This is a genomic window from Chitinophaga sp. 180180018-3, assembly GCF_037893185.1.
Classification (GTDB): domain Bacteria; phylum Bacteroidota; class Bacteroidia; order Chitinophagales; family Chitinophagaceae; genus Chitinophaga.
Genome location: NZ_CP140772.1, coordinates 7,948,493 through 7,963,588 on the forward strand (window position 1 = coordinate 7,948,493; position 15,096 = coordinate 7,963,588).

9 protein-coding genes are annotated in these 15,096 nt (G+C 44.9%); 1 reads left to right on the forward strand and 8 read right to left on the reverse strand.

Going from position 1 to position 15,096, the window contains the following annotated elements; translation table 11 throughout:
• Nucleotides 1-44: 44 nt before the first annotated feature.
• Together UNH61_RS31515 and prs are read right to left on the reverse strand one after the other, a co-directional pair.
• Nucleotides 45-491, reverse strand: a complete 447-nt coding sequence (locus UNH61_RS31515) for a GNAT family N-acetyltransferase (protein WP_326996008.1) — start codon at nucleotides 489-491, stop codon at nucleotides 45-47.
• Nucleotides 492-551: 60 nt separating this feature from the next.
• Nucleotides 552-1,484 (reverse strand): ribose-phosphate diphosphokinase, encoded by a 933-nt coding sequence (gene prs, locus UNH61_RS31520; RefSeq protein ID WP_326996009.1) that lies wholly within the window; start codon nucleotides 1,482-1,484, stop codon nucleotides 552-554.
• Between the two features lie 162 nt (nucleotides 1,485-1,646).
• Between prs and UNH61_RS31525 the strand changes: the two genes are divergently transcribed.
• A complete protein-coding gene (locus UNH61_RS31525) occupies nucleotides 1,647-2,378 on the forward strand; it encodes a carboxypeptidase-like regulatory domain-containing protein (RefSeq protein ID WP_326996010.1) in 732 nt (243 codons plus the stop codon).
• Between the two features lie 71 nt (nucleotides 2,379-2,449).
• Here UNH61_RS31525 and UNH61_RS31530 read toward each other — a convergent pair whose 3' ends face one another.
• The 6 genes from UNH61_RS31530 to UNH61_RS31555 all read right to left on the reverse strand — a co-directional run bounded on the left by UNH61_RS31530 (nucleotide 2,450) and on the right by UNH61_RS31555 (nucleotide 15,040).
• Nucleotides 2,450-3,577 (reverse strand): hypothetical protein, encoded by a 1,128-nt coding sequence (locus tag UNH61_RS31530; RefSeq protein ID WP_326996011.1) that lies wholly within the window; start codon nucleotides 3,575-3,577, stop codon nucleotides 2,450-2,452.
• A 12-nt stretch (nucleotides 3,578-3,589) separates the two neighbouring features.
• Entirely contained in the window at nucleotides 3,590-7,441 is a 3,852-nt protein-coding gene (locus UNH61_RS31535; protein ID WP_326996012.1) for a PAAR-like protein, read from the reverse strand.
• 213 nt (nucleotides 7,442-7,654) lie between these two features.
• Nucleotides 7,655-9,466, reverse strand: coding sequence for a type VI secretion system Vgr family protein (locus tag UNH61_RS31540; protein WP_326996013.1), 1,812 nt, complete (start codon nucleotides 9,464-9,466; stop codon nucleotides 7,655-7,657).
• A gap of 349 nt (nucleotides 9,467-9,815) precedes the next feature.
• Nucleotides 9,816-10,406, reverse strand: coding sequence for a family 16 glycoside hydrolase (locus UNH61_RS31545; protein ID WP_326996014.1), 591 nt, complete (start codon nucleotides 10,404-10,406; stop codon nucleotides 9,816-9,818).
• A 153-nt stretch (nucleotides 10,407-10,559) separates the two neighbouring features.
• Nucleotides 10,560-11,894: a TolC family protein gene (locus tag UNH61_RS31550; protein WP_326996015.1), complete on the reverse strand. Its 1,335-nt coding sequence runs from the start codon at nucleotides 11,892-11,894 to the stop codon at nucleotides 10,560-10,562.
• 17 nt (nucleotides 11,895-11,911) lie between these two features.
• Nucleotides 11,912-15,040, reverse strand: a complete 3,129-nt coding sequence (locus UNH61_RS31555) for an efflux RND transporter permease subunit (RefSeq protein ID WP_326996016.1) — start codon at nucleotides 15,038-15,040, stop codon at nucleotides 11,912-11,914.
• Nucleotides 15,041-15,096 lie beyond the last annotated feature (56 nt).

A 15,096-nucleotide genomic window follows, 5' to 3' on the forward strand; every position in this document is an offset into this window, starting at 1 on the left:
AATCAAAAGGCCTTCTACAATGGGTTGCAGCAGGAAAAAATATTTTATTTCAGGATTTTCCTCATTTCGTAGTGTGGGATGCCCACTTCTGTAAATTCTTCTCCACATATTTCGTAGCCGAGCCGCAGATAGAAACCTGTGGCTACTTTGCGGGCGTGCATGGTAAGTATATCGAAGCCGTTATCGATGGCGTAGCGTTCGGCAAAGTTAATGATATCGCGGCCAAGGCCTTTACCCTGTAAGTCGGGAGACACGGCCATTTGCCGGAGTTGTACTCTGTGCTGGTCGAGAGGTGTGAGGATACAGCAACCTATGAGTACAGATTTATTGTTATCATGATCAAAGCATCCGATGAGAATATCATTCATTTCTTCCTGTAGCTGTTCGGTTGTAAAGCTTAATCCGAGCGGCTTCCGGAGCACATCGCTGCGCAGCTCAACCATACTGTGGTAGTCGCAACTACCGTATTCGATTATACGAAAACCGATCATATGAAAATTATAAATGAGCTTACAAGATAAGATTGTGATATTTTAAAGATATGCAGCATATCAGGGATGCAGGGAATTGAAATAATTGACGATGAGCTGATCAACAGATTTTACCTCGAGCATGTTGTCGTTAATGGAAAGTGCATTGGGATGTGTATCGGTGCAAATGACTTTGCTGATAAGACCGCTTTTTTTAATTTTTTCGAATCCGTTGCCTGCGAAGATACCGTGTGTAGTGATAACGTAAATATCGGCAGCGCCGGCATCACGATATGATTCCGCGGCATGAATGAGAGAGCCACCGGTGCGGATCATATCATCATAGATAATGACGGTTTTGCCTTTCACATCTGCGCTGATAGCGGTAATAGCAGTTTCTTCTCCGGAGATGCGGCGTTTGAAAACGAAAGCGGCGGGAACATGCAGATCGTTGGCGAGCGATTCCACCCATTTAGCCCTGCCTGCATCTGTGCTGGCGAGCACAAAGGGGCGGCCGGCGGCGAGCTCCATAGCAGCTTCCTTGACAAGATCTTTGGCGTAAAGATGAACCGGGCGAACATCATTTTCGAAATACCAGGTGATGCCATCCACATGCAGATCGATCATAACGATGCGATTGCCTCTGGAGGTATTGGGTAAAGAAGAAAATAAAACAGCCCTGGTTTTTGCTTTTACGATTTCCCCGTATTTAACTGCCCGTTCCATTGTAGAGTAGCCCAGGAAAGGAATGACGATAGTGAGTGAATATGCTCCGAGCTGGATGCAACCGCTGGCGAGATCATACGGCTCCAGCGTTTCTTTATCATCGATGGTGCCGCCAATGAGAATCACCTCTTTGTTACTAACATCGCTCAGGATACGGTGATAATGCTCTCCATCAGGAAAATCGCGGATATCCAGCTCTCCATTTTCCCAGGTATTGTTGGTAATCGACAGTATCCGGTTTTTGAGATATTGGTAGTGCTGGGTTGCGAAAATGACTTTCTGTGGCATGACTTTTACAATAAAAACAGGTGATAGTTGTAAAAATAAGTGTTTAGGGGGATATTTATAATATTGATAATTAATATTTTTGCAGCCGAGCACTAAAGCACCTGTTGTTTTTTAACTTTTCGTTAGCGGGTGGAACATTAAATTTGAAGGATTACTATATTCATGATTCGTTTTACAGCATATATCGGAGCACTGTTCTTTTTCTTTTTCATTGGCATGCAGGGTATTTTCGCGCAGGTGCGTTTGTCCGGTATGGTAGCGGATCAGGAAACTAAAACCGGATTGCCGTTTGTTTCCATAGTAAACAAACGGACAATGACGGGAACGTTAAGTAATGAAAGTGGACGTTTTTATATTGAAGCCCTGCCGGGGGATACGCTGGAGTTCTCCATGCTGAGTTATGTTCAGAAGATACTGATAGTCCCGGGAATGTCGACCAGCCAGGAAGTATATATGCAGAAACGTTTATTTGAGCTGCAGGGGGTGAATGTAAAAGGCCGGAATTATACGAGGGATTCTATTGCGATGAGGAATGAATATGGTAGGTACTTCGATTATAAGAAGCCGGGAGCAATGGATGTATTGAAGACGTTGCCCGCTAATCCTATCACGGCGTTGTCATATCTGGTGCCGAGCAAGGCGCGTAAGCGAAAGGAACAGTTTCATGAGCAGCTGTTATATTGGGAGAAGGAAAAATTCATTGATAACCGCTATTCTCCGGAACTTGTAGGAAGAATGACGAAATTGCAAAGCCCTGAACTGGATTCATTTATGTACAGATACCGGCCAGGGTACCAGTTCCTTAATTCGGCTTCGGACTATGATTTGCTGCTTTACATTAAGCAGTCGTTTGAGGAATACAAGAAGGAAAGGGTAACAAAGAAAGAACCATAAATAAATTGTTTATAAAGAATACGCCAGGGCATTGTAACCCTGGCGTTTTTATTAAAAGCAACAATGGATTCTCATTGATCAGCCCAGTATTCTTTTAGTCCGGGTAGAAAGAAGTAGTGATTTTTTTCCAGGTAGTCAAACAGCCCTTTGTCTACTGACATTATTTGATCGAGTACCGGAGTTCTAGGCCACAGCGCTGTGTTATAGCGATAGTATTCATAGAACAGTGGTTCATAAATGGCAGAGATATACGCCACAATTTTTCTTTTCTCGTTCAAGGTATAATAGTGATATGGATGATGTTGGAATGCTGCTTGTCTCAGAAGGCTGTCATACATAGCATCGGCGAAATAGCTTAAACCGGAGAGTAGCGTATTGTTATCTCGTGTGGTATGGTTAGCGATCCATTGAAGCAGATCTGTTTTTATATCCAGTTGATCTCCATTTTTGAGGAAAATAATTTCGCCCACAATCGCAGCCTTAATTTCACCGAGGTCGAGATAATCGTTCATAGCCAGATCATTTAGACGGGGTTCTTTTGTATAGCCAAAGGATTTAACCAATGTTTTCATGAAGAAGTCATCTTCTCCGATGAGAAATGCCAGATCAGATCTGCTGCCATTGAAGAAATATTTGTTGAGGGCTGCCAAACGAGGATCCATAGTTATTGTATAGTGACTACTATCGGAAAACTCTACTATATCGGCCAGAAACGGAACGTAGGTAATAAACCTATATTCTTTTGATATAAACAGATTATCGACGGTATAGTCAAATTCCTGCTCTTCATTCATGTTGGCTTCAACGAGAATTGTATTGAATTTATTTCTCAGTCTGACCTTGTTATTGGTTTTAGTGAATATATCACCGAATATTTGCCTGATTTTTCTGTCAAAAACTACTGAATCCGGCGCCACATAGTTTTCATTTTTCAACCCTTCTGCAATCAGTGGCAACGCAATTTCAATATCTTTTGCAGTGTAATTGTACAACGGCCCGTCACCCTCCTCCTGTTTTTCTATGTGTAGTTGCAGTTGTATATGTTTTTTTATTTCTTCCAGGTTCATGTCATAAACTTTTGTTGTTGGAATAATAGTATCTTTCAAAGGCTTTTCCTGATTTTTCCGGGGTGTTGTCTGACAGGCGTGGAGCAGGACATTGAATGCTACAGTACAGTATATTAAGTAGGGTGTTTTCATAAATGAGCTGATTTATCTCAGGCCTAAGTGAAAATGATCCTGGTGGATGGTTGTTAAATGACTGGTAGTATTTTTGATTTTGCTTTTATAGGCGAAATTTCTATTGAACCCCCATCGCCCGGCAACCTCCAGAATTCTTTCCAGTACTCTCAGGAATTCTCTCTCTGAACCGAATGTTTTCTCTGCTTCCTGCCAGAATACATGACCTTTCCTGGCTGTACTACCGGGGTAGCGGATATCGATGTCGTTGCCATTGACATGTCCCCTGTGTCCGATATTACGTTTATTGCTGGCAGATATATCATTGTAGTATAATATCCCGTCATAGTTGTTATGGGGAAGAGAGTAAAAGAATCCCAGCAGTGATGCAGCTACATGTGGTGCGATGAAGTTATCGTCTCCACCATCTCTGTTTCCGAACCGCCCCCAGTTTGGACCTGTTGACGGAAAAGGCAGTAACCCGTTTTCGTTTTTGGTCAGTTGAAAGGTATGTACGAGTTCGTCTGATAAATAGAGACTATATCGATAGTTGTTGCTTTCGGGATTCTCAAAAATCAATTGATGACTAAAGGTATCCAGCTGGATAATGTATTGGTTGGGCTTATTATCTGATATAGTTTGAAACTGGCATTCTTTTACCTTGAACATGAAAGCAGTACAGGTTTCAAAAATATGTTTCTTCCTGGCATAATTGCTGCCATCGGCTGATGTTACTTCGTTTCCTACCCTGCGGCTGATACCAGTAGTTACCTCGGTATTGCCGTTCGCACGAAGGTGAAGTTTTTGGGAATGCCAATATGCCATGGATGATAGTACGGCAATTCTCATGCTGTTGCATACCAGTTCCGGATGACTGACAATATCCGCTTGTTCTTTCAGTGTGTATTTGTTGGCATTTGTATATGCTTTCCGGCCGGTGATCTGAATAAGCCCCCGGCCTCTGAAAAGCCAGCCATCTTCTTCCTCAGTATTACCCAGCAGTTTTCCGGTTCTAGTATCGGGGCCGTACGCAAAGTTGGCAATCTTCTGCTGATTGGCGACGCTTACTCCGGGGATTGCCGGCTTTCGTACCTGGCGGCCCCATTCCATGGCTTTTCTTCTCCCCGATGCCGTGCGGAACGCTGAGAAGGTGTGTATTAATTCTTCCCAGTACCAGTTAAAGTTCTCTCCTCCCTTAATATGTAGTGCTCTTCCACTTTCAACCGCTATCTGTGCAAAGAAGTGTGCTTTGTTCCAGCAGGTATTCATATTCATGATTTCCATATAAGCATTATAGGTAGTTGTGGCGGATTCGAGATCTGCGCTATTTGCTCCGGGAAATATCTCCTTCAGCTGAGCAACGGTTACTTTATTATTGCACCGGGGACAGCCATCCGGAGTTTCGTTTGTTGCATATGTTTCGCCCAATATTACAGGAGCGTTGGATCTCGTGAGTTGTCTGAATAGTCCGCCTAGTTTGTTAGAGAGTTTCAAATGCTGATAGAAACTGGCTTTGCCAGGATCGAATAAATTTTTATCCGCTACATCTGCCGGATACAAATATTTATCGGTACTGGTTTTAACAACAATGTAGAAGCAACGAAGCAGCATATCTGCGAATTTGCCGGCTCTAAGCTGGCCGGTATCTATCATAACAGAGGCGGTTTCGTTTTCATTGACTTTGATGTGTTTGTTGATACACAGCTTGTCGTTTTCGCTGTGCCGGTTTTCCCATAGTTGAACAATAAGATCGTTTCCAGAGAGATTGATGGTTTGAATATGAATAGTTATTTTTTCTCCAAACCTGTATACATTGATAGCCGGTTTTTGTTGTGCATCGAGGGCCTGAACTGATATCACTTCTTTAGTTGGTTTCAACTGTAACAGGTTGCCTGTTTCTTTCATTCGCCTGAGCGTTTGATGCCGTGGATACCAGTATTTCTGTTCGTGGGTTGTTATCGTTTTCATGTTTGTGAACATGATTGTACGAGGGGAATGTGGTACGGCGAAGAGCAGCCGGAAGGTATTCCAATCGAAGCTGGTGGCAGTTAACTTGTGCCGCAGACTATGAACATTTACATCTACATTGAGTTCGCCGTTAGCATCAAATTCGGCATAGCCGAGATGCTTTATAAAATAGTATTGGTTGGCCGGATTGCAGCCCAGTAAATCGAGCGGAATCTTTTCACCGTGAGCATCAGCACAGGATATATTCAGCCGGATATCTTCTTTCCATCCGGCTGTTGATCTGTAGAAGTTTTGCAAATCAGTAAAGCACCAGCGTGTGATATTGGCAGTGGTTACATGTACTTCATATGAGCATCCTGATTTGCCAAGACTTGCAGTTATAGTGAAGGAACCTTCCTGTTCCAGTTGTGCTTCCCGAAAATTAGCTTCTCCTGCCCCGAATGGATGCCAGATGACAGGGCCATCGAGTGAAGCATCGTATGGCATCAATGTTAGGGCTGACAGGCTGTATTTTTTTCCGGCTATCCAATTATTGTTTCCATTTTCAACAGTTATCTGAAGTAGCTCGTTGGGTTTTACTTCCAGCAGCCACACTAATGCTGAGGGTATATCCTGAGAATGCGCTTCCACCCTGTATTTACCGGGAACGGTAAAGTGGGTATCGCCATTCAGTGTGATGGTTGAGCCGATACCCATCAGTTTACCGTTTAGCAGCCATTGGATAGCTGTAGCACCTGAAGCTGGCAATGGTGTAGTCCCGTTTGTATCAGCAAGCTGAAAGCTCAGTGAAGTGCGGGGCCTTATCATATGGCTGCCATGATGGTTGGTTATTGATATTACGTTTCTGCTAGTGGTTAGCGTCAGGGATCTTTCTTCGCGAAACCCATCTGAATCTATAGTGGCGGTAACTGTATAAGTGGTGCCCCTGTTCATGGGAGTGAAATGAACATATGCGTTATTGCTCATGGCAAGTATATTATTGCCGGCATCTTTTATCTGTATGGTTACTACAGGCTGCCCCGCAATACCTGGTATAAAAACCGGCTGGATGATGATACGCTCGCCAACAGCTACTTCATAAGGTGTGTCGCAGGGAACAATGATCTGGTTGCTGCCGCACATCAATTTGAAGGCTCTTTCCAGCAAGGCGCCGGTGACGTTAATACTCAGGCGGGGCGGTTCATGCAGCTGGCCTTCTCCGAATGCTGAGACCTGATAGATACCTGGTGTGCTGAGATGAGTAGTCAGGCAGGCGCCATTGTTTTCAAATACCGCCGGGGCGACCTTGTCGCTAATGATCTTCCAGGTTATCAAACTTTCATCCACCGCTGATGAATTGTGATAACTCTCGGTTGTGAATATCAATGGTTCGTTGACAGCAACGGTAATTGGCTGCTCCGCAGTTTGTATGTCGCTGATGAACTTTGTTGCTTCCTCTCTGGCCCCGAAGCTCAGCATTATACTCCTTACATCAGGAGGAGTGCTTTTTATGTTGTTTGTATGGAAGAGGGGATTCAGTGTAGTAATATCAGCCAGCGATGTTTGTGTTATTGGCTGGTTATGCGACAAACTGGCTGTTTGACCGTGAAAAAGAATGCTGATAGTAGCTGCACCTGATACCGCGCATACAGCAGTACTATTTTCGAGCAGTACCTTTCCGTTGTCCGACAATATAACATTGCCGGTGCTGCTCCATTTTATAATGGAAGGCATACAGGTACTGCGGGAGAAGCTGCAGGAGCCGAAGGCGCCGGGCAGGAAAGGGTTCCCCGTTGTATTGGTACTGGCAACCGGTTTGAGATTGCCACTGTGGTCATTGATATATTCGCTGGCACCGGATACTACGAGCTTATTGGAGACAGACCCAAAGCTGCATTGGCATAGCGCTCCCTGCACAACAATATGTTTGTCGGCCATATTTAAATCGGGTTTAAACGATGTGATTAATTTTCCCGGGAACCCAAGACCCCGGTGTTCCGGAATTTTATTCCCTCTTTACCTTTCAGTGCTACAGATTTTCCGGAATACAGCAATAAAGTGCCGGTGCTATTCCAGCAAATGGTTCTTCCATTTTCTGTATATTTTTTACAGATAATAAGCAAACATCCTGTGGTACTATTTTCCATCGGGTTAAAATATTTTTGATTTTTCTGCACTTTTAATATTGACCATACCCCCCGCGTTGAGCGTCATATTTTCAGTGGTACTGTTTACTGATATTTCTTCTGCTCTTTTCTCTATTTCTTTTGCCTGCATATTTATGTTCTCCATCGCCACCTTTGTGATATTGGTAGCAGTAAGGCGGTAGTCGTTAACCGCATATTGATGCAAACAATCGCCCGCACTTTGAAGAATATCAGCTCCTGCGGAATAACACATATTGAAACCAGCGTTCACATTGATATTATCTGTTGCATGTATACCGATATTGCGTGCGGTAATGCTGATGTTTTCAGCTGCTGATAACGAAATATTCCTGCCCTGCGTATCCAGTATGATGGTATTTCCTCCCTTGTCGGCTATGACAATGTTTTCGCGACCAGCTGTATCGTCGAGTCGTATGATATGGCCGCCGCGGGTTTTGATCACTTTCAGGTTATTGGCGTCATCTCCGAATGTCGTAGTTGCGATACCGTTATATGCGCAGCCGGTAGCGTAGGGGGCTTCGGGGTTACCGCCTTCGAAATCAACCCAGACTTCCTCATTAATTTCCGGGATGAAATGGAATCCTTTTCCGGCGCCGGCGTGGGGTTGATGAAACCTGATCCACGGGGTGCAGCCCTGTTGCCAGCAGAAGCGGACCCTGATACGTCCCAATCCTTTCGGATCGCTGTTGTCTGTTACAATGGCGCTTTGTGCTTCACAGCAGGGAATGTTTTCCAGATCCATTATTGGAATAGCAGCATCTGCAGGAATGCCTTCAAATGAATTGTAGTAATTGCCATTCCCATTGCAGTGATGTTCAATAGAAGTGAGCACGAATTCGCCGTGATCTTCTTTTGCCAGGGTACGTTCATTGATATGTACAATATCGCCTGCTTTCAAGCCTATGTGCTGGCTATGGCCCTTGAGAATGATCATTTCGGCAAGGCGGCCCCGTTGATATTGCCGGGCCATTATGCTGAGCTCCTCCCGGGCATTGCTGCCGAAGGCATAAGGAACCTTATAATATGCAGGATAGTTGTACAACTTTCTGCTTACTGACCGGACATGACTGGTGTAGGGATTATTCCCCGTTAAGAGCCGGTCGCCTGCCGGCTCTTCGAGGATTTGCTGAAGCCTGTATTCCGTGGCCATCAGCTGATGATTAACCGGAACAATTTTATATTCCAGTTGAAAATCTGCCAGGTCAGTATGATGTAACAAGCAGTGTTGACCGGGTTTGTATTGTCCGAATATAATTTGCTGCCCATTGTAGAAGAAGTGTTCTCCAAAACGCCGGGACAACCGGTGCAGGAAATCGAATCCCGTTTCCTTGTATTGAACAATATATTTCAGCGGATGCAAATAGGCGGGGGCTACCTGCGGGTTAACAGACAATGGGTAGCTTTTTCTAAATACAGCATTAACAATGGATGATAAGGCCAGCTGCTCAAATGAACGGGAATCAGGACTGCCGGAAAGCAATATCGTAGGACTATGGCCCCGAAGTATACAATATCCGGTACTATCACTATTGCCTTTCCCAGCAATGATACCTGTAATAATGCCGTTGAATAGCAAAGGATGCTGATTTTTCCCGGCGTCTGCCGGATAAATACAGATGCCAATTTCTTTCCCCAACAATAACTTTCCTGCAGTTACTGAACTATGCCCATAGGCAGATAGCCAGTCGTAACTTATACCGATTTCAAATTCATGATGACATGTCATGGATTGCTTCAAATGCAGAAACTGGAATTGTTCTAATTGTGTTTCTCCAATAGATATGGTTGTCCGCATACAGTAGTGCAGCTTTGGTGTTAATGATACTTTTGGTTGAAGGATTAACCTTTGAATAGGTTAACAAACGTGAATTAAAAGTATGAAAATAATTTCAATTATAAAAAAAAATAATTAGAACTTCTTACTAAATATTTTTCTGTTAAAGATATTTTCATAATGATGTACGGGTTTTAATTTTTAGTTGCGCTTGTTACTAATACATTTGTTGTAATGGGGAAGTACCAGGGAAGAAGAAAATAAATTTTTTTAATTTCCAGGATAGAGGGGCATCTGCGGGGTCCAAATAAAAAAGGCCCTAAGAACCCGTGTTCTTAAAGCCCACTTCTAACGTATCAATCAACAAAGTTTATTTAAATACTAAATTTTTCCAGTCTCCCGCAGAACCATTTCCTACCCAATACCCGACCATACCACTTTTTTGTTTGCTAAGCTGAGTCACTGTCAGGCATCTTTTCCCATTTATAAAGGCATTTACTTCCGGAAAGGTAATAACAATTTTTACATGAAACCAGGCATTAGGATCAGTGGTAGGATCAATTTCGTTTTCATATTTCCCGGGAAATTCATCTCTCAGCTGAAACCATTCATGGTTGGGGAGGGAAATATACTGCACCGAGTGTGCCCTTCTCCCCTTTTCAGGTACCTGGAAATTAAATGGACGGAAATATACTGCGTCATAAGTAGAGTCATTTACCCCGTGAAAGGCAATGCCAACGAAACTCCGCTGTAACATATTTTTACCTTTGACATCGAATTCAATGGTGCCGTTTCCGAAATCGGATCCTTTTATCCAGGCAACTCCGGCCCCCGGGGCTTCGTTGAGGTGGATGACTGCATCACCGGTTGCAATACGGTTGACTGCCCGCAGCTGTTGTGCCATCCCATTGACGTTAATAAAAACCAGGGAGGTAAGTGTAATGAAAATGTGACGAAACATGATGGTCGATATTGATGAGTAATAACGTCCGTCATAAAATTATGCCTGAGTTACGGGGTTTGAGAATTAGTCTTTTTTGTATATTTTATATTTTCATGTGTTCGATAGCGATACACCGGCCCGTTCGGCGGCGTACAATTGAGGACATACTGCTTATCGTACTAATGCGCCATTCAATCGACCTAATTCCGTTTCAGCTAATTTGGTATTATACCTGGCCTGTATCAATCTATAATAAGAATCTTCCAGGCTTTGTTGGGCTATCTTTACTTCCAATATGGTAGATACGCCTTGTTTGAAACGCTCCAGGGCTACCATTGCGTTTTCTCTGGCGAGACCATTGGTTTCTTCCTCCAGTGAAGCCTGTTTTTTATAGTATTCATAATCTTCAAAGGCGTTATGAAGAGAAAGATCTACCTGGGATTTTACATTATCCAGTGTAATGTTCTGGAAATCGAAATCTATCCTGGCATTTTGTACCTGTCTTTTTACATTAAACCCATTGAAGATGGGAATAGCGGCAGTTAATCCATAGCTGAACACCCCGTTGCGGTTGAATCGTGGACTAAATGCATTGGAGGCTGCGTTGGACGTATTGCGGTTATAGTTATAGCCCGAGTTGAAACTGATTACCGGGAAATAATCGGCCTTACGTTCTTTAACCGTGAGTGCAGCGATATCTACATTCTGTTGCTGCACTTTGATTGCAGTGTTGTTATTGGCGATCTGTTGTTGCAATGCGGCAAATGATAATCCTGTTTCCAGCGGAATAGAATCAGATACGTCATAGCCGGTGGCGCCTGCCGGCACCGCCATCAGCTGATTCAGCAGGGCCTTGCTTTGCTCGATTAATGTTTGCTGACGTATATACAGCGCTTTCTGAGCGTTATAGTCCACCTTTGACTGGAGGAGATCCGTTTTAGGCGCAAGACCGGTACTGAATTTCGCATCGGAGAGTTTTACTCTTTCCTCGGAGATGGACATTTGTTCGGCAAGCGCTTTCAGCTGTTGTTTTTGCTGTACAATGTTATAATATCCCCCGATGACAGTAGCTACTGAATTCTGTACCTGATTTTTTATAGTCAGTTCCCCCAGATCCCGGATGGATGCCAGTTTCTGGCGGGTGGCGAACATTTTCAGACCATCGAACAGGGTCCAGCTCAGGGTAACGTTGCCACTGATATTGTTGCCTTTGATCCCACTGGTATCGCGCTTGCTGCCGTTTACGAATTCCTGTTTGGTAGCAGTAGTATTCCAGGTGGTACCGGCTGTTGCATTCAGTCGGGGTACAAATGCAAAATTCGCATAGGCGTAATCGTTAGCTGAGAGTTCTGCGGTGTTTCTTGCCAGCCTGATATCGAAATTGTTTTTCAGGGCCAGGTCTATCGCCTGTTCCAGGGTAAGTGCTTTCTGTTGTGCGCTGGCTTTCATTATAGCTGTGGTCAGCAGTAACAGGCAGATACTATATTTTATTATAAATGACTTCATCTTGATTATTTATGCTGTTAGGCATGGGCAGTAGCTATCTGCGTTTCTTCGCCATCTGTTTCATCTTCCTCTTCTTCATGTTTATTCATACCCCTGCGGGAGAAGAAAGTATACATCGCAGGGATTACGTATAAGGTTAATACCAGCGAGAATATGATTCCACCTACGATTACAATACCTAATGGGATACGGCTGGTAGCGGCTGCTCCGAGCGACATGGCAATCGGCAAAGCTCCCAGGGCCATGGCGAGGCTTGTCATCAGGATAGGCCGGAGGCGCATCGCGGAAGCGTGTATTACGGCATCTGCTTTTTTCAGGCCGGAATCGCGCTGATGGTTAGCAAATTCCACGATGAGGATCCCGTTTTTGGTAACCAGTCCTATCAGCATAATTACCCCGATCTGTGAAAAGATATTCCAGGTTTGATTGAATATCCACAACGACAATAAGGCGCCGGCGAAGGCCAGGGGCACGGTAAGCATGATGATCAGCGGATCTATCCAGCTTTCGAACTGTGCTGCCAGTACAAGGTAGATCAGCACCAGGGCAAGACCCAACGCAAACATCGTGTTGGAGCCACTCTCCGCATAGTCGCGGGAAGAACCGGATAATGCCGTATTGAAAGAATCGTTCAGGATGTTTTCCTTTTGCAGTTTATTATAGATCCGGTACATTTCGCTGATGCCGTCACCGATGGTTTTGCCTGGCGCGAGGCCAGCAGATACGGTGGCTGATTTGTACCGGTTAAAGTGATAGATAATAGGCGGACTGGTTTCTTCTTCGATAGACACTACGTTATCGAGCTGAATAGCCTGGCCATTGTTGTTGCGGACATAAAGATTTTCAAGATCCATAGGATCGTCGCGGTTGGCGCGGAATACCTGCCCCATTACCTGGTATTGTTTACCATTGCGGATGAAATAGCCATACCGCAGGTTACTTAATGCCAGCTGAAGTGTTTGTGAGATGTCCTGTACAGAAACGCCCAGCTGCGTAGCTTTATCACGATTGATGTGAATGCGCAGTTCAGGCTTATTGAATTTCAGGTCTACATCCGTACCCTGGAAAACAGGGCTGTTGCTTACTTCATCCATGAATTTGGGAAGTACAGCTGAGAGGGTATCGAAGTTGATATGTTCCAATACAAATGATACAGGCAGCCCGCTACGACGTCCTACCTGAATAGTTTGTTGCTCGATGGCAAATACTTTTCCTTCCGGGAACCGGCTCATGTTCCGGTTCACCATGTTTACAATGTCTTTCTGTGAGCGGGTACGGTCGTGGGGCTCGGTGAGCATCACATTGGCAAAGGCGGTGTTAACTGCGCCAGACCCGCTGAATCCGGGTGAAGTAACACTCAGTATGATTTTCTTTTCCGGAATGGAATCGACCATGAACTTCGTGAGTTTGTCCACGTATTTATCCATATAGTCATATGCCGTGCCTTCCGGAGTGGTAATTGACAGGCGGAAAGTGCTACGATCTTCCAGCGGCGCCAGTTCAGCCGGCAGTGTTTTGAACAGGAAGTAGATCATGACCAGACACCCGGCAACGATCAACCCTGCCACCCAACGGAAACGCATAAACGTTTCCAGCGAGCGTTGATAGCCATCTTCCATCCATCGGAAAAACGGTTCCGTTTTAGTATAGAACCAGGAGTGCGTATGTGTTTTACGGCCGAGTTTTACGTTCAATACCGGAGTAAGTGTGAGGGACACAAAGGCCGAGATCAGCACAGCTCCGGCCACCACGATACCAAATTCACGGAAGAGGCGGCCTACGAATCCCTGGAGGAATATGATGGGCAGGAAAACAAATGCGAGGGTAATAGAAGTAGCTATTACGGCAAAGAAGATTTCCTCCGAACCTTCCCTGGCGGCGCGCATACGGGGCATCCCGGCTTCTATCTTCTTATAAATATTTTCAGTAACCACAATACCATCATCCACCACAAGACCAGTAGCCAGTACAATGGCCAGCAGTGTGAGGATATTGATGGTAAATCCGCAGGCGTACATAATGAAGAAGGCACCGATCAGTGATACCGGAATATCTATCAGCGGGCGAAGTGCCATGAGCCAGTCGCGGAAAAACAGGTACACGATAATGATCACCAGTACAAGGGCTACTATCAGTGTTTCTTCCACCTCATCGATCGATTTTTTGATGAAGCGGGTGTTATCCATAGCGATATTCACCGTATAGTCGTCCGGGATATCTTTTTTCAGCTGTTCATATCTTTTGTAAAATTCATCGGCAATGGCCACATAGTTGGAGCCAGGCTGCGGGATTAACGCCAAAGCAATCATAGGGCTGCCGGATTCCTTCAGCATGGTTTCTTCGTTTTCCGGCCCCAGTACGGCCTGACCGATGTCCCGGATACGTATTTCATTGCCATTGATGTTCTTTATGATCAGCGCATTGAAATCATCTTCTGATACCAGACGGCCGAAAGTTCTCACGGTAAAGTCGGTAGCATTACCGGCAATTTTACCGGAAGGAAGTTCTACGTTCTCGCGTTGCAGGGCACTCTGAACATCACCGGGGGTAAGGCTGTAAGACGACAGCCTGGCAGGATCCATCCAGATGCGCATGGCATAGCGTTTTTCGCCCCAGATCTGGATAGCACTGACACCAGGAATGGTTTGTAGTTTTTCCAGCAATACGTTGGTGCCATATTCTGTTACTTCCAGCTGATTGCGGGTGTTGCTTTGTACCGTCATGGAGATGATGGCATCGGAGTTTGCATCCTGCTTAGACACCACCGGCGGAGCATCGATATCGGGAGGTAAGCTGCGCAGCGCCTGGGACACTTTGTCGCGCACGTCGTTGGTAGCGCCTTCGAGGTCTTGCCCCAGCTCAAATTCTACGGTAATATTGCTGCTTCCCTGGCTGCTGCTGGAAGATATATTTTTGATCCCGGCGATCCCGTTGATCTGTTTCTCCAGCGGTTCGGTGATCTGTGTTTCGATGATATCGGAGTTGGCGCCGGCATAAGAGGTACGCACGTTAACGATGGGCGGATCAATTGCCGGGAAATCCCTTACGCCCAGGAACGTGAAGCCCACCAGACCGAATATCACGATAATGATATTCATCACGATAGCAAAAACCGGGCGTTTGAGCGATAAAGAAGGTAAACTCATGATAGACTAAATATTTGAAAGAATCAGGAATCAGGAATAACTCGTATCCGAGGCCT

Coding starts and splice junctions, on each gene's coding strand:
- UNH61_RS31515 (WP_326996008.1), bottom strand. CDS start 491: ATGATCGGTTTTCGTATAATCGAATACGGTAGTTGCGACTACCACAGT.
- prs (WP_326996009.1), bottom strand. CDS start 1,484: ATGCCACAGAAAGTCATTTTCGCAACCCAGCACTACCAATATCTCAAA.
- UNH61_RS31525 (WP_326996010.1), top strand. CDS start 1,647: ATGATTCGTTTTACAGCATATATCGGAGCACTGTTCTTTTTCTTTTTC.
- UNH61_RS31530 (WP_326996011.1), bottom strand. CDS start 3,577: ATGAAAACACCCTACTTAATATACTGTACTGTAGCATTCAATGTCCTG.
- UNH61_RS31535 (WP_326996012.1), bottom strand. CDS start 7,441: ATGGCCGACAAACATATTGTTGTGCAGGGAGCGCTATGCCAATGCAGC.
- UNH61_RS31540 (WP_326996013.1), bottom strand. CDS start 9,466: ATGCGGACAACCATATCTATTGGAGAAACACAATTAGAACAATTCCAG.
- UNH61_RS31545 (WP_326996014.1), bottom strand. CDS start 10,406: ATGTTTCGTCACATTTTCATTACACTTACCTCCCTGGTTTTTATTAAC.
- UNH61_RS31550 (WP_326996015.1), bottom strand. CDS start 11,894: ATGAAGTCATTTATAATAAAATATAGTATCTGCCTGTTACTGCTGACC.
- UNH61_RS31555 (WP_326996016.1), bottom strand. CDS start 15,040: ATGAGTTTACCTTCTTTATCGCTCAAACGCCCGGTTTTTGCTATCGTG.